We start from the raw sequence: 17,081 nt of genomic DNA on the forward strand, positions 1-17,081 counted from the left end.
ATCAAAACTAAGGGTTTAACGGTTTTCTCTGTTCATCTAGTGTGAATCCTTCTCCCATGACGTCATTAACTTCTATTAATGAGACAAATGCAAACTCATCTATGGTTGAAATAATGTTTTTTAATCGAACAATTTCATTCCGACCGACAACACAATAGAGAACTTCCCTTTTGGACTTTGTAAAATGCCCATAGCCAGTTAAAACAGTTACGCCGCGACCCATTTCCTTTGTAATCTTCGTTGCGATTTCGTCCTGTTTTGTAGAGATAATAAATGCGCCTCTAGCTGCGTAGGCACCCTCTTGAACAAAATCGATGACACGAGCAGCAACAAAAACAGCAACAAGCGTATACATCATTGAACGAGAGTTAAGGTAAATAATCCAGGATAATAAGATAACGACGGCATCAAAAAGAAACATTGTTTTACCCATGGCCCACCCGAAATATTTATGGGCGAGTCTGGCAATAATATCAACCCCGCCAGTAGTTCCGCCGTACCTGAAAATAATACCGAGGCCAACACCTATGAAAACACCTGCAAACAATGCGACAAGTACCATATCATCTTTCATATGAATATCAATCTGATAAATCATAAAGATTTTTAAAAACACAGACACTGCAACTGTTCCAATCACTGTATAAATAAATGAGGTGCGCCCCAATAGTTTCCAACCAACTATAAACATAGGAATGTTTAAAAGTAGATTCATTAGTGCGGGATCCCAATTAAAAGCGAATAATAGAATAAGCGTGATTCCGGTGAAACCGCCTTCTGCTAATTCATTTTGAATATTAAAATGAACAAGTCCAAAGCTAAATATTGCCGATCCAATTAAAATAAAGAATATATTTTTAAATTTAATACTTCCGAGCATTTCATTCCAACCTTTCTTTTTAAAACATTATTTCTATTATCATCTTTATTCATATTTTTGACAACAGTGCTATAAATTTATACGATAAAGATTGGGAGGCGAATACGTGTGGAAAATGATAAGACAATGGTAAAATTACAAGAGGAAGTTGATTTATACATAAATGGTTTTGAAGAAGGGTATTTTCCTCCACTGGAACTACTTGCTAGGCTTACTGAAGAATTAGGTGAATTATCAAGGGAAGTCCAAAATGTTTACGGCGTTAAGAAGAAAAAGCCGGAGGAAGCAATCCGTTCCCTTGAAGAGGAAACGGGTGACTTACTCTTTGTACTTGTATGTTTTGCAAATTCACAAGGAATTAATCTTGAAAATGCGCTCACAACTGTTCTTGAAAAATTTAAAGAGCGTGATGCTGATCGCTGGACAAAAAAGGAGAAAACAATATGACAATTAAAGTTGCAATCGCAGGAGCTCGAGGTCGAATGGGCACAGCTGCAGTAAAAGCATTGACTGAAATAACCGATATAGAAATTGTAGCAGCACTAGATTATAAATTCGCTGGTCTTTACTTAAATAATTCTGGCGTAAACGATGATAATAGTGGTATACCCATTTTTACAACATTTGATAAGATGATGGACAAAACAAAACCTGATGTTTTACTCGACTTGACGGATCCAGAAGCTGTATATCGAAATATGCACCAGGCAATTTCATTTGGGATTCGTCCAGTTGTCGGCACTTCTGGTTTATCATTTGATAGTATTGAAGCTTTATCTGCATTCGCTAAAGAAAAAAAGATTGGGGCTATTATAGCACCGAATTTTTCAATTGGCGCTGTTTTAATGATGAAGTTTTCTGCTATGGCTGCGCGTTATCTTGGAGATATTGAGATTATTGAGTCCCATCATGATCAAAAAGTCGATGCACCTTCTGGAACAGCTATGAAAACGGCAGAAATGATTATGGATGTGAGAAAGCCGCATATTCAAGGCCATTCTGATGAAAAAGAGCAAATGGCTGGTGCACGTGGAGCTGACATTGAAGGAATGAAAATACATAGCATACGTCTCCCAGGACTCCTTGCCCATCAGGAAGTGTTGCTCGGAAGTGTTGGTGAGTTGTTAACAATTCGACATGATTCGTTTGACAGGAGTTGTTTTATGCCAGGTGTAATTATGGCAATTCGAGATGTAGTTAATCGGGACAACCTAATTTACGGTCTAGAGAATATTATCGAGTAGGTTGAAAGGATGGTTTGGCTTGAGAAAATTAAAAATCGGCGTTATCTGCTATCCTTCTCTCGGTGGTTCTGGCGTTGTAGCGACTGAGCTTGGCATTATGCTTGCTAACAGGGGTCATGAGTTACATTATATAACGTCAAGCAAACCATTTAGACTTCTTGATAAACACGAAAATATTCACTTACATGAAGTTACAATTGAAGGTTATTCAGTGTTTAAATATCCACCTTATGACATAGCGCTTGCAAATCGTATTGCCCAAGTAATTGACTCTGAACAGCTGGATCTTCTCCACGTTCATTATGCGATGCCCCACGCGGTCTCAGCAGCATTAGGGAAAGATATGGCAGAATCAGACATTGGTGTAATTACGACGCTTCACGGAACTGATGTGACGATTCTTGGTCATGACCCAGGGCTTCGCAATACAGTCCGCTACGGAATTGATAAATCGACAATTGTAACAGCGGTGTCTAAATCACTTATTAAAGATACGCATGAATTAATCAAACCGAATAAAGAAATTGAACTCATATATAATTTTATTGATGAAAGTCTATATATACCTGTTAATCCTGGGACGTTGAAAGTCGATCTTGGTATTAAAGATGAAGAAAAAGTAGTTATACATATTTCGAATTTTAGAGATGTAAAAAATATCCCTGATATTATAAATACATTTAATCAAATCTCTAATGTAATGGATGTGAAACTACTTCTTGTAGGTGAAGGTCCTGAAAAAGAACATATTGAAAGACTCGTAGCAGATTTAAATCTTCAAGAAAAAGTTATTTTTACAGGCACACGAAATGATATGCCTGAACTCTTAGCGATTAGTGACTTAATGATTCATTTGTCAAAACAAGAAGCTTTCGGCCTTGTTATTCTAGAAGCACTCGCTTGTGGAGTACCTTCTATTGCAACAATTGTTGGTGGGATGCCTGAAGTCATTGATGATGGAAAAACCGGCTTTTTAGTGCCGTACGGCGATGTTGATGCGGCAGTTGAAAAAAGTCTTTTACTTCTTCAAAATGATACGTTGCTTAAAAAGTTTAGTAAGAATGGAATCATTGCTGCAAAGCAAAAGTTTTGTTCGACGGGAATCGTCAACCAGTACGAGAAGTTATATTATGAAGTAGTTGGTCAGTTATGAACAATCAATTTGGTAGTAAAGCGAGTTATAAAGTAATTCATCGACTTGAAGAAGCCGGTTATGAAGCTGTTTTTGTTGGTGGTGCAGTTCGTGATTTTATTTTAGGGAAAAAAGCAAAGGATTTTGATATTGCGACTTCCGCTGAGCCAAATGAAGTAAAAGAAGTATTTTCAAATACAGTAGATGTTGGTATTGAGCACGGAACGGTTCTTGTGCTTATAGATAGTGAACAAATTGAAGTAACAACTTACCGTACAGAAAGCACATATACGGATCACCGTCGTCCAGATAAAGTGAAATTTGTGAAATCACTTAAAGAGGACTTGCTCCGTCGTGACTTTACAATGAACGCACTTGCGATGACTGCAGAAGGTCGAGTTATTGACTTGTTTAATGGTAAAGTTGATATGGCGAATAATTTAGTGCGTGCAGTCGGTATGGCTGAAAAACGTTTTAGTGAAGATGCACTCAGGATGGTACGTGCTGTTCGTTTTTCTTCAGTACTAGGTTTTGATATTGAAGATATTACTTTTCAAGCGATTTGTGATAATGCTGATCAAATTCGTTTTGTCTCCATAGAACGATTGAAAATTGAATTGGATAAACTATATACCGGCGAAAATGTCGTGCAGGCTTTTGAGTACTTAACGCAATCCGGCTTAAGTAAGTCTTTTCCTATTTTTCCAGCCAATCTAGAAGGACTGAATCATGTCATTCCATTTGAAAAACCTGTAGAAGGATGGGCTTTTTTAGCGGTTATAGGTGAGTTCGCCCCGTCTGCTTTTGGGAAAGCGTATAAACTATCAAATGATGAAGAGAAGTTTATCAAAGCGGTGAAAAACTTATATGAAATAAGAGAAACGACAATGTATTCTATTGAGGAATATTACACAAATGAGTTAGCTGTTTTAAAAGTAGTTGAAAAGTTTTACCATGCAATAAATCCGGAAACTCAACTTATAGCTGATGAGACTATAGAAGAAGCGAAGCAGAATCTTCCAATTCGATCTATTAAGGATCTCTCGATTGATGGGAAAATCCTTATGGAATGGACAGGATTGGCTGGTGGGAAGTGGACGGGGTTTTGGATTAGTAAAATTGAGAAGTCCGTGTTACATGGAAAGTTAGAAAATGAGCCAAATAAAATAAAGGACTGGTTTACTTATGAGTTCAAACGTGAAAAATGAATTTTTAAAACGATTGCATGAAGCTGATGGTCAGCCAGTATCTGGGCAGGAGATAGCTGATGAATTCGGGTTGTCTAGAACTGCGATATGGAAATATGTAAAAGACTTCGAAAAAGAAGGCTATGAAATTGGAACAGTTAGAAAAAAGGGCTATTACTTAATTACCGTTCCTGACCGGGTAAATGAAGCAAATGTGAAAAAGTATTTGACGACTAAGTCATATGGACAAAGAATTGATTACGTTGAAACTTGTTCTTCAACACAAATAATTGCCCATGATGAAGCACAAAATGGCGCTCCGGATGGAACTGTTATTATTGCGGAAGAACAAACATCAGGAAAAGGTAGAATGTCTCGACCGTGGGATTCCGCTGCTCGTAAAGGAATTTGGATGAGTGTCATTACACGTCCTTCTCTTACGCCTCAGCAAGCGCCGCAAATGACGCTTGTGGCTGCTGTTGCTGTAACACAGGCGATTCATGCAGTGACAGGTTTAAATCCGTATATCAAATGGCCAAATGATATTTTGTTTGACGGGAAAAAAGTTACGGGAATATTAACTGAACTGCAAGCGGATCCTGACCGTGTAAAAGCGATAATTTTAGGTATAGGCATAAATGTTAATCAAACATTAGATGAGTTTCCGGAGGAATTAAAAACGATTGCAACGTCACTTCATATTATCGGTGGAAAAGTTGTGAATCGTGCGGAATTGATTGCCAAAACACTGGAATATCTTGAGGTGTACACGGATATATATGTGACAAACGGCTTTAGTCCAATTAAACTTCTGTGGGAAGGTTTTTCAAATACAGCCGGCCGTCGAATTCGTGCAGTTATGTTGAACGAGACGATTGAAGGTATTGCACTTGGGATTTCAGAAGATGGTATGCTTGAATTGAAGTTGGATGATGGAACTATTCGAGGTATTTATTCAGCAGATATTGAAATACAGAAACAATAAGTGTACAGTGTTAAAATGATTTGATATAGTTAGTTCTAAGGGCGGTATCTTAAATGAATCGCACCTAAATAACACTTAGTTAAAGTCTGCTGGGTGGAATTGATTTTCGTTCTTCTCTATAAGCTTTGAGTTCGAAAATAATCTACACTAAATTACTATTGGTGTAACTTATTATGAAAATTAAAAATATCTGCCTTGATCTTTCAAAAAGACAGGGACGGAGGAAACCATCTAATGATGATTACGCAACCCTTCTGTCCATTTTTATTGGATAGAAGGGTTTTTATCTTCTGGTTTTTTCCTAGAGAGGAGAAAATGATGAAAACTACAACTAGTTTTATAGAAATGAAACGTGATAATAACAAAATTGCTATGGTGACTGCATACGATTATCCTTCTGCGAAGATAGTACAAGACGCAGGTGTGGACTTAATTTTAGTGGGAGACTCTCTTGGTATGGTTGTATTAGGCTATGAATCGACAGCATTCGTTACTGTGGATGAAATGATCCATCATGGTAAAGCTGTTAAAAGAGGTGCAAAGGACACATTTGTCGTTGTTGACATGCCTTTTGGGTCATATCATGGCTCATCGAATCGGACTTTAGAAGAGGCGCTTAGAATCTTTCAAGAAACCGGAGCGAATGCGCTTAAAGTAGAAGGAGCAGGCGAAGTAATTAATAAAATAAAATTACTCACAACGTCTGGAATTCCAGTGGTTGGTCATCTAGGGTTACTACCACAACTTGCGGGAGTTACAGGGGGGTATAAAGTTCAAGGGAAGACAGCACAAGCAGCTAATCAACTTATAAGTGATGCGCTCGCTTGTGAAGAGGCTGGAGCATTCATGTTGGTTCTTGAATGTATCCCACACCAGCTAACAAAAGAAGTTGTAGCTGCAGTATCTATTCCGGTGATTGGAATAGGAGCTGGCGTTGAGGCGGACGGTCAAGTGCTTGTTTTTCACGATATGATAAAGTACGGCAACCATCATATACCTAAATTCGTCAAGCAATATGCAGATGTCGGATCGGAAATTCATGATGGAATTACTGCTTATGTAGCATCTGTTAAAGAAGGTACATTTCCAGCGGAGCAGCACCATTTTACAATGGCCGATGAACAATTAACGGAGTTGTACGGAGGTTTGTTAAGTGGGAAATAGTATGCGTATTGTTCGTACAATCAGTGAACTACAAGTAATGCTGGATGAAAAAAAACGAGACAAACAAACAATCGGTTTGGTTCCGACTATGGGTTTTTTACATGAAGGACATCTGTCACTTGTTAAAAAGGCTCGTGAAAAAAATGATATTGTGGTCATGAGTATTTTTGTAAATCCAGCGCAGTTTGGACCAAATGAGGATTATGATGCATATCCACGCGATGAAAAAAATGATGCAATTAAAGCAAAAGAATCTGGCGTCGATATTCTATTCATTCCTGAAAATATAGAGATGTATCCTCAAGATGGCGGCATTCGCATTTTGCCTGGTCCACAATCAACTGTACTTTGTGGTGCTTCAAGACCGGGTCATTTTGATGGTGTGTTAAAAGTTGTGCTCAAATTATTTAATATTGTAGAACCCGATTATGCTTATTTTGGTATGAAAGATGCGCAACAGTTGGCTATAATTGAAACATTTGTCAGAGAATTCAACATTAGAACGCAAATTATTCGTGTCCCAATTGTTCGTGAAGAAGATGGTCTTGCAAAGAGTTCACGTAATGTTAATTTAGCTGACAGTGAAAGATTAGAAGCACCTATTATTCAGGAATCGTTAAAAAAAGGGGAAATATTGTTCTATGAAGGTCAATCAGCTGAAGTTATTAAAAAAACAGTTTCACGATTAATTACAGAAAATAGTTCTGGAAAGATCGACTATGTATCATTACTTGCTTACCCAACGCTAACACCGATTGTGCCTGAAACGAAAGAGGCAATTCTCGCTTGTGCTATTCAATTTGAAAAAGTTAGGTTAATCGATAATATCATTATGACAATTAGGGGATGAAATAAGTGTTTAGAATGATGATGGGAAGTAAATTACACCGTGCGACGGTGACGGAAGCAGATCTTAATTACGTAGGAAGCATTACGATAGACAGCGAGCTACTAGATGCAGCGGGTATGTATCCTAATGAAAAAGTCCATGTCGTCAATAATAATAATGGCGCACGATTTGAAACGTATATTATTGCAGGTGAACGCGGGAGCGGGGTTATTTGTGTAAATGGTGCAGCATCTCGTCTTGTACAAAAAGGTGATATCGTCATTATATTATCTTATGTCTATTTGGCAGACGAAGAGGTCCAAGACCATGTGCCAACTGTTCTTATTATGGATAAGAACAATAAAATTGAGCAGATTATTACTGAAGCCCCTGGAATGACAATTTAGATGAATTTAATTAGCTTGAAAAATCGAGAATCAATTAAGCCGTGGCTAAATTAACTATTGTGATGAACGAAAGGTTCTAATTATGATATAATCAAGTGTGCAATGATTATAGGGGTTATGGGAAGTTGATGATCATATGAATACTAAAAAATATGCGGTTGTTGATTTAGAAACGACTGGACATTCGCCAATAAATGGGGATAGAATAATTCAAATCGCAATTGTTTTAATTGAAAATGGAGAAATCTGTGATAAATATGTTAAATTCGTTAATCCAGGTCAAAAAATACCTGCATTTATTCGACAACTCACAAATATATCGGATAAAGACGTTGAAAATGCGCCGTATTTTGAAGATATTGCTGTTGAAGTTAGACAACGCCTTGAAGGGGCAATATTTGTCGCGCATAATACTGATTTTGATTTACCGTTTCTTCAAAGCGAATTTGGAAGATGTGGAATTGCTAAATGGTCTGGCCAAATAATAGATACGGTAGAGCTTTCTAAAATCGTTTACCCTTCTTCTCCAAGCTATCGATTACAAGATATTGCTGAAGAATTAGAAATTCCTTTGCCGTCTGCGCATAGAGCAGATGACGATGCAGAAGCGACAAGCAAGCTTTTACTCGCATGCAACAAAAAGCTTCATTCACTTCCAGAAGGTACATTGGAATTGCTGCATAAGCGGTCTTTTCATTTAAAAACTGATTTATCTTCTTTATTTTACGCAGCATTGAAAGCCGTCAGGAATAAAATAGAGGGGTCTGATTTTGCTACTTTCAGAAATATTCCTTATAAAAAAAGAGCGAATGTGGATAGATGTGTATTAAAGGAACTTTCATATCCAGTAGATGATGAAGAGAAAACAATTCAATTTAAAAAAGCTTTCCCATCTTTTGAATATAGGGAATCTCAGTATAGATTTATGGATGCGGTTTGGGATACGCTAGTAAATGAATCAGAAATTGCAGCAGAAGTTCCGACAGGTATAGGGAAGACAATTGCCTATCTTTTACCTGCGGCTATTCGCTCAATAACGACTGGTAAGCCTGTTGTTATAAGTACATATACAAATTATTTGGCTGATAAGATTCTTGAAGAAGAACTCGATAAGCTTCGTCTGATTATAGGTGCGGATTTAACGGCAGTTGTGATAAAGGGGAAAGAACAATATGTTTCCCTGGGTAAATTTCAGGAATTGCTTATTATATCAGAAGAATCTTACGATGAAACGTTTACAATCATGCAAGTATTGGTTTGGCTCACAGAAACTGTTACAGGCGATCTCGAAGAATTAAATGTTTCTGGTGGGGGTCAGCTATTCGTAGACCGTATTCGAAATAGATCGAGAAAAATGGCAATTGATGAACCAGAGGCTGATTACTACAGTCGGCATATGATAGATTGTAATCAATCAAATGTTATAATTACTAACCATTCGATGCTTTTAGCGGATATAAATAGAAATAAGCCATTATTTAGCTCTTTGACTGGGCTTATTGTCGATGAGGCACATCAGTTTGTGCAAACAGCTTCACAATTTAATGAGACAGTTTTTTCTTATACGAATTGGAAATATATTATGGGGCAAATAGGATCAGAAGCTGAAGGACATTTGATGTACCAAATATATTCACTTGCTAATAGACTAAGCATTCATTTAATGCACTCAAAATCATCTTTAATGGCGTCATATGCTGAGTTTACAGATAGCTTTGACAAAGCAATCGGGATTCTTGCGTATTTTGAACCTCATAATGATAAGCGGCAGCAAGGTAATCGAAAGGTTTATATGCTAAATGAATTAGAAAATATGAATGGTTATTTTTCTAAGGTAGTAGTTACCATGAAGGACTATATAGATATTTTGGAGTCAGTCGATAGACGCTTAACAATTCATACAGATAATATGACAAATAATGAGCAAGCGCTTCTTTCGGAATGGTCGTATTGGATTCAAGAGTTAAAAATTAAAGTGGCGGATTGGGTAGAACTATTTTTGGAGAAAGACTTTCCGGATTATGCTGTATGGATGGAAAAAGACAAACGTAGTATCCCAGGTAGTTTAATTATAGTTAAACGACCTCTTGACGGCACAATAATCATTCGGAAATTAATTGATTCATTAAAGGAACAAAATACTGGTATTGTTTGGACTTCAGGGACATTATCAATTTGTGATAACACAAGATACATACCAAACCAGCTAGGCGTAGATGAACAGGTCCCTTTACTTACTTTCGATGCGCCAAAAAACTTTTATGCAGGTGCAAAAATATTTATTGTTAAAGATATGCCGGACATTCAGCAAGTGTCCCAGTCAGAATATATCGAAGCAATGACGGATGCTATCATTCAAACTGTTATGGCAACAGGGGGAAAGTTATTTGTTCTTTTCACATCAAAAGATATGCTTAGAAAAACATTTGAACTAATTGTCGAAAGTAGACAATTGGAAGAGTATGCTCTGTTTGCACAAGGTATTACACCTGGCAGCCGTATGAAACTGTTAAAGTCATTCCGCCAATTCGGCAATTCAGTACTTTTTGGAACGAGTAGCTTTTGGGAGGGCGTTGATGTACCAGGTGATGCACTTTCAGCTGTCATCGTTGTTAGGCTTCCATTCTCTTCTCCAGAAGAACCTATATTTAAAGCGAAGGCTAAGAAGTTAGCAGCTGAAGGGAAAAATTCATTCGGAGAATATGCTTTGCCTGAAGCTGTTATGCGGCTACGACAAGGATTCGGTCGACTTATTCGCTCATCTGAGGATAAAGGATTTTTTATAATTTTAGATAAACGAATTGAAACAAAGTCATATGGAAATCGATTTCTAGAGTCTTTGCCTAATGTGCCAATTAAAAATGTACCTCTTGAAGTAATGGTTAAAGAACTTGAAAATTGCTATAATAGATTCGAGTAGAATTTAAACAAATTGAAGTTTCACATTATAGGAAGTGAATGATATGGTAAATTGGATTAAATTTATATCAGTCTTTCTAATTGCATTGACATCAATTATCGTAATTACGATTTTTTTTAATGCGAATAAACCTTTCGCCGCCGCAACTAATGTGGCAAAAGAAGAGGCAATTGCTTCTGGCCAAGTAGTGTCAGTTAATTCTGTTCAGTCATACAATGGTGCTGTTGCATTGATGACGGTTATTGGACTTAATAAAGACGGTGAAGAAATTGCATTATTTGTAAACAATGAGAAGGATGGAGAATATGAGTCAGTGAAACTTGCTGATGGTATTACGGCTGAAGAAGCAATAAAGGTAGTTAGGAAAGAACTTCAAATCGAGGATGTTCTTCATGTCACACTCGGCATTGAGGAAGAAGAACCGGTTTGGGAAGTCGTCTTTACAAGTGAAGGTGATAAACTTAACTATGTATATGTTTTTTTTGAAAATGGACAGTGGTGGAAAAGAATATTAAATTTATAAGGGAGTGATTTAGTTGAAAATCCAATTAGCCTCTAGGGTTAGCACACTAACACCGTCGACAACACTTGCAATTACAGCGAAAGCTGCGGAGATGAGAAAGTCGGGTATTGATATTATCGGTCTTGGTGCAGGCGAACCAGATTATAATACACCTAATAATATACTTGAAGCAGCAACAAAATCAATGTACGATGGCAAAACTAAGTATACGCCATCAGGTGGTTTAGTTGAGTTAAAAGATGCTGTCATTAATAAATTAGAAAGAGATCAAGGACTTAACTATAATCGTAATGAAATAATGATAGGAATCGGTGCAAAACACGTCCTTTTCACATTATTTCAAGTTCTGCTTGATCCGGACGATGAAGTAATCATCCCATCTCCTTACTGGGTTAGTTATCCTGAACAAGTAAAGCTTGCTGGCGGTGTTCCAGTCATTATTGAAGGGACGGCTTCAGCAAAATTTAAAATTACTGCAGACCAAATTAATAACGCAGTTACGAGTAGAACAAAAGCTGTTATTTTGAATTCACCAGGTAATCCAACTGGGATGATTTATTCAAAAGATGAATTGACCGAAATTGCTAATATATGTAAAGAAAAAGATATATGGATAGTTTCTGATGAGATATACGAAAAGCTTGTTTATGCTGGTGAAAAGCATATTTCAATAGCAGAGTTATCGGAAGATGCTAAAAGCCGTACTTTAATCATTAATGGTGTTTCAAAATCACATGCAATGACGGGTTGGCGAATTGGTTATATCGCAGGTGATGAAAGAATTGTCAAAGCCATGACGAATCTTGCAAGTCATTCAACATCGAACCCAACAACAACATCGCAATACGCTGCAATTGAAGCATATAATGGCCCTCAGGACACGGTAAAAGAAATGAGGCAAGATTTTGAAACACGCCTAGATAAAGTCTACCCTCAGCTTGCTGCGATTCCGGGATTTAATGTGCTTAAACCACAAGGTGCTTTTTATTTACTTCCTGAAGTATCTGAAGCGATTGAAAAAACTGGTTATGCAAATGTTGATGATTTCGCAACTGCATTACTAACTGAAGCGAAAGTTGCGGTCATACCTGGTTCAGGATTCGGTGCACCTGGGACAATCCGTTTGTCTTATGCAACTTCAATTGAATTAATTGAAGAAGCAATTCAACGTATTCGTTCATTTGTTGAAGCGAATTGGAAAGAGTAAGTTAAAACGTACAAGGCGGTATGATGTACAATTCCTCTTTGTACGCCTCAAGCTCGAAAAAGTCTGGACACATTATGCCTTGGGGAGGAATAAAAGCTAATTCCTCCTTAGTGTAATTGATATAATGAAAGGAGCTCGGATATGCAACACGAAGAGCGACTCCAAATATGGATTGAGCAGGGAAGTGTTAACATTTCCCAGCTTTTTTTTCATAACTATAAAAGTTTAGGAATAAAGGATTTAGATGCTATGCTCATTATGCATTTGGCTGCTTTTAAAGCAAATGGGAATGATTTTCCAACACCAACAGAATTAGCAGAAAGAATGAGTTTAACTGAAAATGAAGTGTCGACGATTTTACAAGGGTTGATGCAACGTGGTCATATTCAAATAACCCAAGGCGAAGATGCAACGGGTATGCTATTCGAAGCCATTTCATTACAACCCCTATGGAATCATTTGATGAATAAAGTGGTCCAAACGGAGAATAAAGTCATTGCTGAAAGTGAAAAACTTGCTGAAGGCGAGATTTTTTCGTTGTTTGAACAAGAGTTTGGACGGTTTTTGTCGCCAATGGAAACTGAGTCAATATCGATGTGGCTTGATGAAGATGGTCATTCCGTTGAAATTATTCGAGCGGCATTGAAGGAGGCTGTACTTGCAGATAAAGTAAGCCTCCGATATATTGATCGAATTCTTTTTGAATGGAAAAAGAAAAAAGTGAAGACTTTATCTGATGTAGAAAGACAGACGAAGAAGTTTCGGACAGTTGGTATGCGTAATGTACAGGAAAGTCAAGCAGTTAAAGTCAAACATGTACCTTTTTACAACTGGTTAGAAGAACGGGATTAGGTGATAAGATGCTGACAAAAAAACTATGGGAATATTCACTTGAACAGTTTGCCGAAATGTTTCCAGATGCACATTGTGAATTAGTTCATGATAATCCATTTGAGTTATTAGTTGCAACATTACTTTCCGCCCAATGTACAGACGTTTTAGTAAACCGTGTAACAGCAGAACTCTTCAAAAAGTATAAGACACCTGAAGATTATTTAGCGGTAGAGAACGAAGAACTCCAAATGGATATACGCTCAATTGGACTATATCGAAACAAAGCTAAAAATATTCAAGCGCTTAGTCAACTATTGATAGATGATTATGCAGGGATTGTACCCGCAAATCGTGACACCTTAATGACCTTCCCGGGTGTCGGAAGAAAAACTGCAAATGTAGTCGTTTCAAATGCTTTTGGAATACCTGCACTAGCAGTAGACACACATGTAGAACGAGTAGCTAAGCGTTTAGGGTTAAACCGGTGGAAAGATTCTCCGCTTGTTGTTGAAGAAAAAATTATGCGTTGGACACCGGTTGATAATTGGACAGATACACATCATCAAATTATATTTTTTGGGCGTTATCATTGTAAAGCGAGAAATCCAGGATGTGACATTTGCCCACTTCTTTCTATATGTAGAGAAGGAAAGAAGCGTATGAAAGTGGAGGCTAACTAAAGTGAATCGTTTATCCGCTGAAAATTTAGCACCTTATTATGAAGAGTGGGAATCAGTAAATGAACAAATAAAAACATTTTATGATGATAAAGATGACCGTGCTTTAGAGTTAATGAAAGATGCTATTCATACTTATACAAAGTTATTGGAATATGGTGGGAAAGAAATAAATGAACGAACGGGATTGGATTTATATATCTTAATGCCATTAAATGGCGAGGAGCGATTTGAGTTTATAAAAGATAGAATCGCTAGTCATTATGCATATATTCAACTAGATGCGCTTTTTACTGAAACAAAGAAAAAGGCTGCAAGAATCTCTATTAAAATGAAATAAAAAGCTGAAGTCCCGTTAGTTTTACGGGACTTCAGCTTTTACTTTGTTTGCTTGACAACATTAAAGTTTTACACTAAATCTAAACTCTATCTATTTTTTAGTTATTATTGGTATCTTCATTACTTGGATTGGCGTTATCTTCATCTTGACCTGGAACAACAGGGTTCTGATCAGTGTTTGGGTCAATAGGTGGAACTCCGTTGTTATTGTTTCCATTACCCGGATTTCCGTTATTGTTTCCATTACCCGGATTTCCGTTATTGTTCCCGTTGTTGGAATCATTATTGTTCCCATTATTCCCATTGTTCCCGTTGTTCTCATCCTTATCTTTATCCTTGTCTTTATCCTTATCTTTATTCTCGTCATCATCAATATCCGGTTCTTCCGGTTCCTGTTCAGGAGGTTCTTCTTGACCTGATATTAATATGCTAATAGAAGCGGGACTACTCTGCAGTTCGCCAATAGTAGCGATAACATTGAATGTATAATTTTTACCTTCTTCAACACCAGTAAATTCAATGGAATCATTAGATGACCTCGTTATCTCTTTCATTCCTCCGCCATCGGCACTAGCATAAACAATAAATTCGACATCGCCATCAAAATCATCAGAATCTGGTTCTTCATGATCCCATTGCAAGTCGATAGAGAAATTATCTTCATCATATTCAGCTGTTAAATTTGTAGGTGCTTGAAGTACCATTGGTTCCTCAATTTCCTCAACAACTTTCGTTGGTAACGTACCTTTCACAAATAGCTCTGTGCGCCTTAAATTCGAAGGCGTTGAAGAACTTGCTAGTTTGAGTGGGTCAGAGCCATACTGGATGTCCGCTTCTTCAACTGATGATGGTCTTTTGAACTGAGCTGTATTTTTCCCTGCAGAAATATCGCTCATTACAGCATTAAACAAGTCTTGTGGAACATAACGTTCACCGTCAAAACTTTCCATTGGCGAACGATCTCGATAGCCGCCCCATGCCGCAATTGTATAATCGGTTGTATACCCTGCAAACCACGAATCCTTTGCCTCATTAGTCGTTCCTGTTTTACCAGCAACGTCTAAACCAGAGATTGCTGCACGTGTTCCAGTTCCTTTTGATAGAACATCTCTTAACATATCAGTCACCATATAAGCTGTTGAATCTTTCATAACAGCAACTGATTCAGGTGTTTCAGTTAGAACAGTTTTCCCGTCCCGAAAAGTTATAGTTGTGATTGCGTGTGGTTTTGTAAAAAAACCATCATTTCCGAAAGCAGCATAAGCACCCGCTATTTGCATTGTTGAAAATTCATCAGTACCACCTAGAGCGTTAGCTGGAAATTCATTTTCGAGTGGTATACCAAGTTTTGCGGCGAAATCGACTGCTTTTCCACGCCCAACTTCTTCGTATGTTTTGACAGCTGGAACATTACGAGAATCGTAGAGTGCTTCACGCATAGTAACAGGCCCTTTATATTTTCTATCAACATTGCGAACCGCCTGTGGTGGTTTCGTTCCTTGATAGTTGTATGCTGTATCTTGAATCGTTTGACCAGTTGACCAATTCAAATATTCAACTGCAGGCCCATATGATAATATTGGTTTAATTGATGATCCTGGTTGTCTTTTTTCCTTTGTTGCCACATTAAAGAGACCTGTGGAGAAATTACGTCCACCTCCGACAGCTACAATTGCACCAGTTTTTGTGTCAAGTACTGTAAGACCAGCTTCCATATTTTCGTTTGCGTAGATATCAGACTTTAACGCAGATTCAACAGATTCTTGCGCAGTTATATCTAGTGTTGTTTGAATTGTTACACCTTCGGAAAGTATATCTAGCATACCTTTTTCTTCTAATTCATCATAAACAACATCTATGAATGCAGCATACTTTGTATTGTCATCTTTCTTTCTTTCTTCTTCAGACAAAAGACTAGCTACGACTGGTATTGCCTTAGCTGTTTCCGCTTCCTTAGATGTAATTTTCTTATGTTGAACCATTAAGCCAAGAACAACATTACGTCGTTTTTCGGCGCGTTCAGGGTTTGTGTAAGGGTTATAACCATTTGGACTTTGTGGAAGTCCGGCTAACATTGCCATTTCACTTAAGTCAAGCTCATTAAGTTCCTTACCATAGAAAAAATCAGCAGCTGTACCAATACCATATTGATTCCCTGACATTAGGATTTTATTGAAATACATTTCAAAAATTTCTTCTTTTTCATATTTGCGCTCTAGTTGGAACGCAAGCCATGCTTCTTGTGCTTTTCTCTTTAACGTTTTATCATTTTTTAAAAACGAGTTTTTAATAACTTGTTGTGTAAGTGTACTTGCACCTTGTGAACCGAAGCCGCTTCGTAAATTAGCTAAAACTGCACCACCAAGTCTGTAAAAGTCCATGCCATGGTGAGAGTAAAAGCGAACATCTTCAGTTGCTAAAATAGCTTCTTCTAAAGGTTTAGGAATTTGATCATAAGGAATATATTTTCTCTTTTCAGTTCCAGTTTTTAAGATTAAATCTCCATTACTAGCAACTATGTTTGAAGACAACGGATCTTTCAATAACTCTTCATCGAGTTCAGGAGCTGTACTTGCGTAAAATGCGAATAGTCCTGCTCCGCCAATTAAGACTGCGAATCCGATCGCTACAACAGTTAAAATTATTTTCTTTATAATACTTTTCGAATTCTTCGGTTTACGTTTTCTTTTATTAGTTGTTTCTTGAGCTTTACGTCGCTCAGTTCTTGAATTTATTTGATCACTCATATATAA

Annotated in this window: 16 protein-coding genes; 14 read left to right on the top strand and 2 right to left on the bottom strand. The window is 37.4% G+C overall.

The annotated features are described in order from the left end of the window. Positions 1-7 precede the first annotated feature (7 nt). The gene (locus AC3RV6_RS06910; RefSeq protein ID WP_489748716.1) at positions 8-880 is read right to left on the bottom strand and encodes a YitT family protein; all 873 of its coding nucleotides are present in this window, start codon (positions 878-880) and stop codon (positions 8-10) included. A gap of 126 nt (positions 881-1,006) precedes the next feature. On the opposite strand from AC3RV6_RS06910, the gene AC3RV6_RS06915 reads away from it, so the two are divergent. From AC3RV6_RS06915 to AC3RV6_RS06980, 14 genes are all read left to right on the top strand, one after another. Continuing rightward, positions 1,007-1,327 carry a nucleotide pyrophosphohydrolase gene (locus AC3RV6_RS06915; RefSeq protein ID WP_489749205.1) on the top strand — a complete coding sequence of 107 codons (321 nt, stop codon included), beginning with the start codon at positions 1,007-1,009 and terminating at the stop codon, positions 1,325-1,327. Continuing rightward, positions 1,324-2,124, top strand: a complete 801-nt coding sequence (gene dapB / locus AC3RV6_RS06920) for a 4-hydroxy-tetrahydrodipicolinate reductase (protein ID WP_489748717.1) — start codon at positions 1,324-1,326, stop codon at positions 2,122-2,124. The genes AC3RV6_RS06915 and dapB overlap by 4 nt, the downstream gene beginning before the upstream one ends. A gap of 19 nt (positions 2,125-2,143) precedes the next feature. Next, positions 2,144-3,277 (top strand): N-acetyl-alpha-D-glucosaminyl L-malate synthase BshA, encoded by a 1,134-nt coding sequence (gene bshA / locus AC3RV6_RS06925; protein WP_489748718.1) that lies wholly within the window; start codon positions 2,144-2,146, stop codon positions 3,275-3,277. Continuing rightward, positions 3,274-4,464 (top strand): CCA tRNA nucleotidyltransferase, encoded by a 1,191-nt coding sequence (locus tag AC3RV6_RS06930; RefSeq protein ID WP_489748719.1) that lies wholly within the window; start codon positions 3,274-3,276, stop codon positions 4,462-4,464. The genes bshA and AC3RV6_RS06930 overlap by 4 nt, the downstream gene beginning before the upstream one ends. Next, positions 4,454-5,428, top strand: coding sequence for a biotin--[acetyl-CoA-carboxylase] ligase (locus AC3RV6_RS06935; RefSeq protein ID WP_489748720.1), 975 nt, complete (start codon positions 4,454-4,456; stop codon positions 5,426-5,428). The genes AC3RV6_RS06930 and AC3RV6_RS06935 overlap by 11 nt, the downstream gene beginning before the upstream one ends. A gap of 318 nt (positions 5,429-5,746) precedes the next feature. Continuing rightward, complete coding sequence (panB, locus tag AC3RV6_RS06940; protein ID WP_489749206.1) at positions 5,747-6,592, top strand: 3-methyl-2-oxobutanoate hydroxymethyltransferase; 846 nt, start codon at positions 5,747-5,749, stop codon at positions 6,590-6,592. Further along, complete coding sequence (gene panC / locus AC3RV6_RS06945) at positions 6,582-7,442, top strand: pantoate--beta-alanine ligase (RefSeq protein ID WP_489748721.1); 861 nt, start codon at positions 6,582-6,584, stop codon at positions 7,440-7,442. The genes panB and panC overlap by 11 nt, the downstream gene beginning before the upstream one ends. A 5-nt stretch (positions 7,443-7,447) precedes the next feature. Continuing rightward, positions 7,448-7,828 carry an aspartate 1-decarboxylase gene (panD, locus tag AC3RV6_RS06950; protein WP_489748722.1) on the top strand — a complete coding sequence of 127 codons (381 nt, stop codon included), beginning with the start codon at positions 7,448-7,450 and terminating at the stop codon, positions 7,826-7,828. Positions 7,829-7,964: 136 nt separating this feature from the next. Beyond that, positions 7,965-10,748: an ATP-dependent DNA helicase DinG gene (gene dinG, locus AC3RV6_RS06955; protein WP_489748723.1), complete on the top strand. Its 2,784-nt coding sequence runs from the start codon at positions 7,965-7,967 to the stop codon at positions 10,746-10,748. A 43-nt stretch (positions 10,749-10,791) separates the two neighbouring features. After that, the gene (locus tag AC3RV6_RS06960; protein ID WP_489748724.1) at positions 10,792-11,271 is read left to right on the top strand and encodes a cell wall elongation regulator TseB-like domain-containing protein; all 480 of its coding nucleotides are present in this window, start codon (positions 10,792-10,794) and stop codon (positions 11,269-11,271) included. A 13-nt stretch (positions 11,272-11,284) separates the two neighbouring features. After that, on the top strand, positions 11,285-12,478 hold the full coding sequence (locus tag AC3RV6_RS06965) for a pyridoxal phosphate-dependent aminotransferase (protein ID WP_489748725.1): 1,194 nt from the start codon (positions 11,285-11,287) through the stop codon (positions 12,476-12,478). 141 nt (positions 12,479-12,619) lie between these two features. Next, a complete protein-coding gene (locus AC3RV6_RS06970) occupies positions 12,620-13,330 on the top strand; it encodes a DnaD domain protein (protein ID WP_489748726.1) in 711 nt (236 codons plus the stop codon). 8 nt (positions 13,331-13,338) lie between these two features. After that, complete coding sequence (gene nth, locus AC3RV6_RS06975; RefSeq protein WP_489748727.1) at positions 13,339-13,992, top strand: endonuclease III; 654 nt, start codon at positions 13,339-13,341, stop codon at positions 13,990-13,992. A 1-nt stretch (position 13,993) separates the two neighbouring features. Next, a complete protein-coding gene (locus AC3RV6_RS06980; RefSeq protein WP_489748728.1) occupies positions 13,994-14,329 on the top strand; it encodes a YpoC family protein in 336 nt (111 codons plus the stop codon). Positions 14,330-14,426: 97 nt separating this feature from the next. Here the strand turns inward: AC3RV6_RS06980 and AC3RV6_RS06985 are convergent, their stop codons facing one another. Beyond that, positions 14,427-17,075, bottom strand: a complete 2,649-nt coding sequence (locus tag AC3RV6_RS06985; RefSeq protein WP_489748729.1) for a PBP1A family penicillin-binding protein — start codon at positions 17,073-17,075, stop codon at positions 14,427-14,429. Between the last annotated feature and the right edge of the window lie 6 nt (positions 17,076-17,081).

The organism is Sporosarcina sp. So3-204, from assembly GCF_058068165.1.

Excerpts from the sequence above, each read along its gene's own strand:
- AC3RV6_RS06985 (WP_489748729.1), bottom strand. The coding sequence starts at position 17,075 with ATGAGTGATCAAATAAATTCAAGAACTGAGCGACGTAAAGCTCAAGAA.
- AC3RV6_RS06970 (WP_489748726.1), top strand. The coding sequence starts at position 12,620 with ATGCAACACGAAGAGCGACTCCAAATATGGATTGAGCAGGGAAGTGTT.
- AC3RV6_RS06915 (WP_489749205.1), top strand. The coding sequence starts at position 1,007 with ATGGTAAAATTACAAGAGGAAGTTGATTTATACATAAATGGTTTTGAA.
- dapB (WP_489748717.1), top strand. The coding sequence starts at position 1,324 with ATGACAATTAAAGTTGCAATCGCAGGAGCTCGAGGTCGAATGGGCACA.
- AC3RV6_RS06960 (WP_489748724.1), top strand. The coding sequence starts at position 10,792 with ATGGTAAATTGGATTAAATTTATATCAGTCTTTCTAATTGCATTGACA.
- dinG (WP_489748723.1), top strand. The coding sequence starts at position 7,965 with ATGAATACTAAAAAATATGCGGTTGTTGATTTAGAAACGACTGGACAT.
- nth (WP_489748727.1), top strand. The coding sequence starts at position 13,339 with ATGCTGACAAAAAAACTATGGGAATATTCACTTGAACAGTTTGCCGAA.
- AC3RV6_RS06930 (WP_489748719.1), top strand. The coding sequence starts at position 3,274 with ATGAACAATCAATTTGGTAGTAAAGCGAGTTATAAAGTAATTCATCGA.
- panB (WP_489749206.1), top strand. The coding sequence starts at position 5,747 with ATGAAAACTACAACTAGTTTTATAGAAATGAAACGTGATAATAACAAA.
- AC3RV6_RS06910 (WP_489748716.1), bottom strand. The coding sequence starts at position 880 with ATGCTCGGAAGTATTAAATTTAAAAATATATTCTTTATTTTAATTGGA.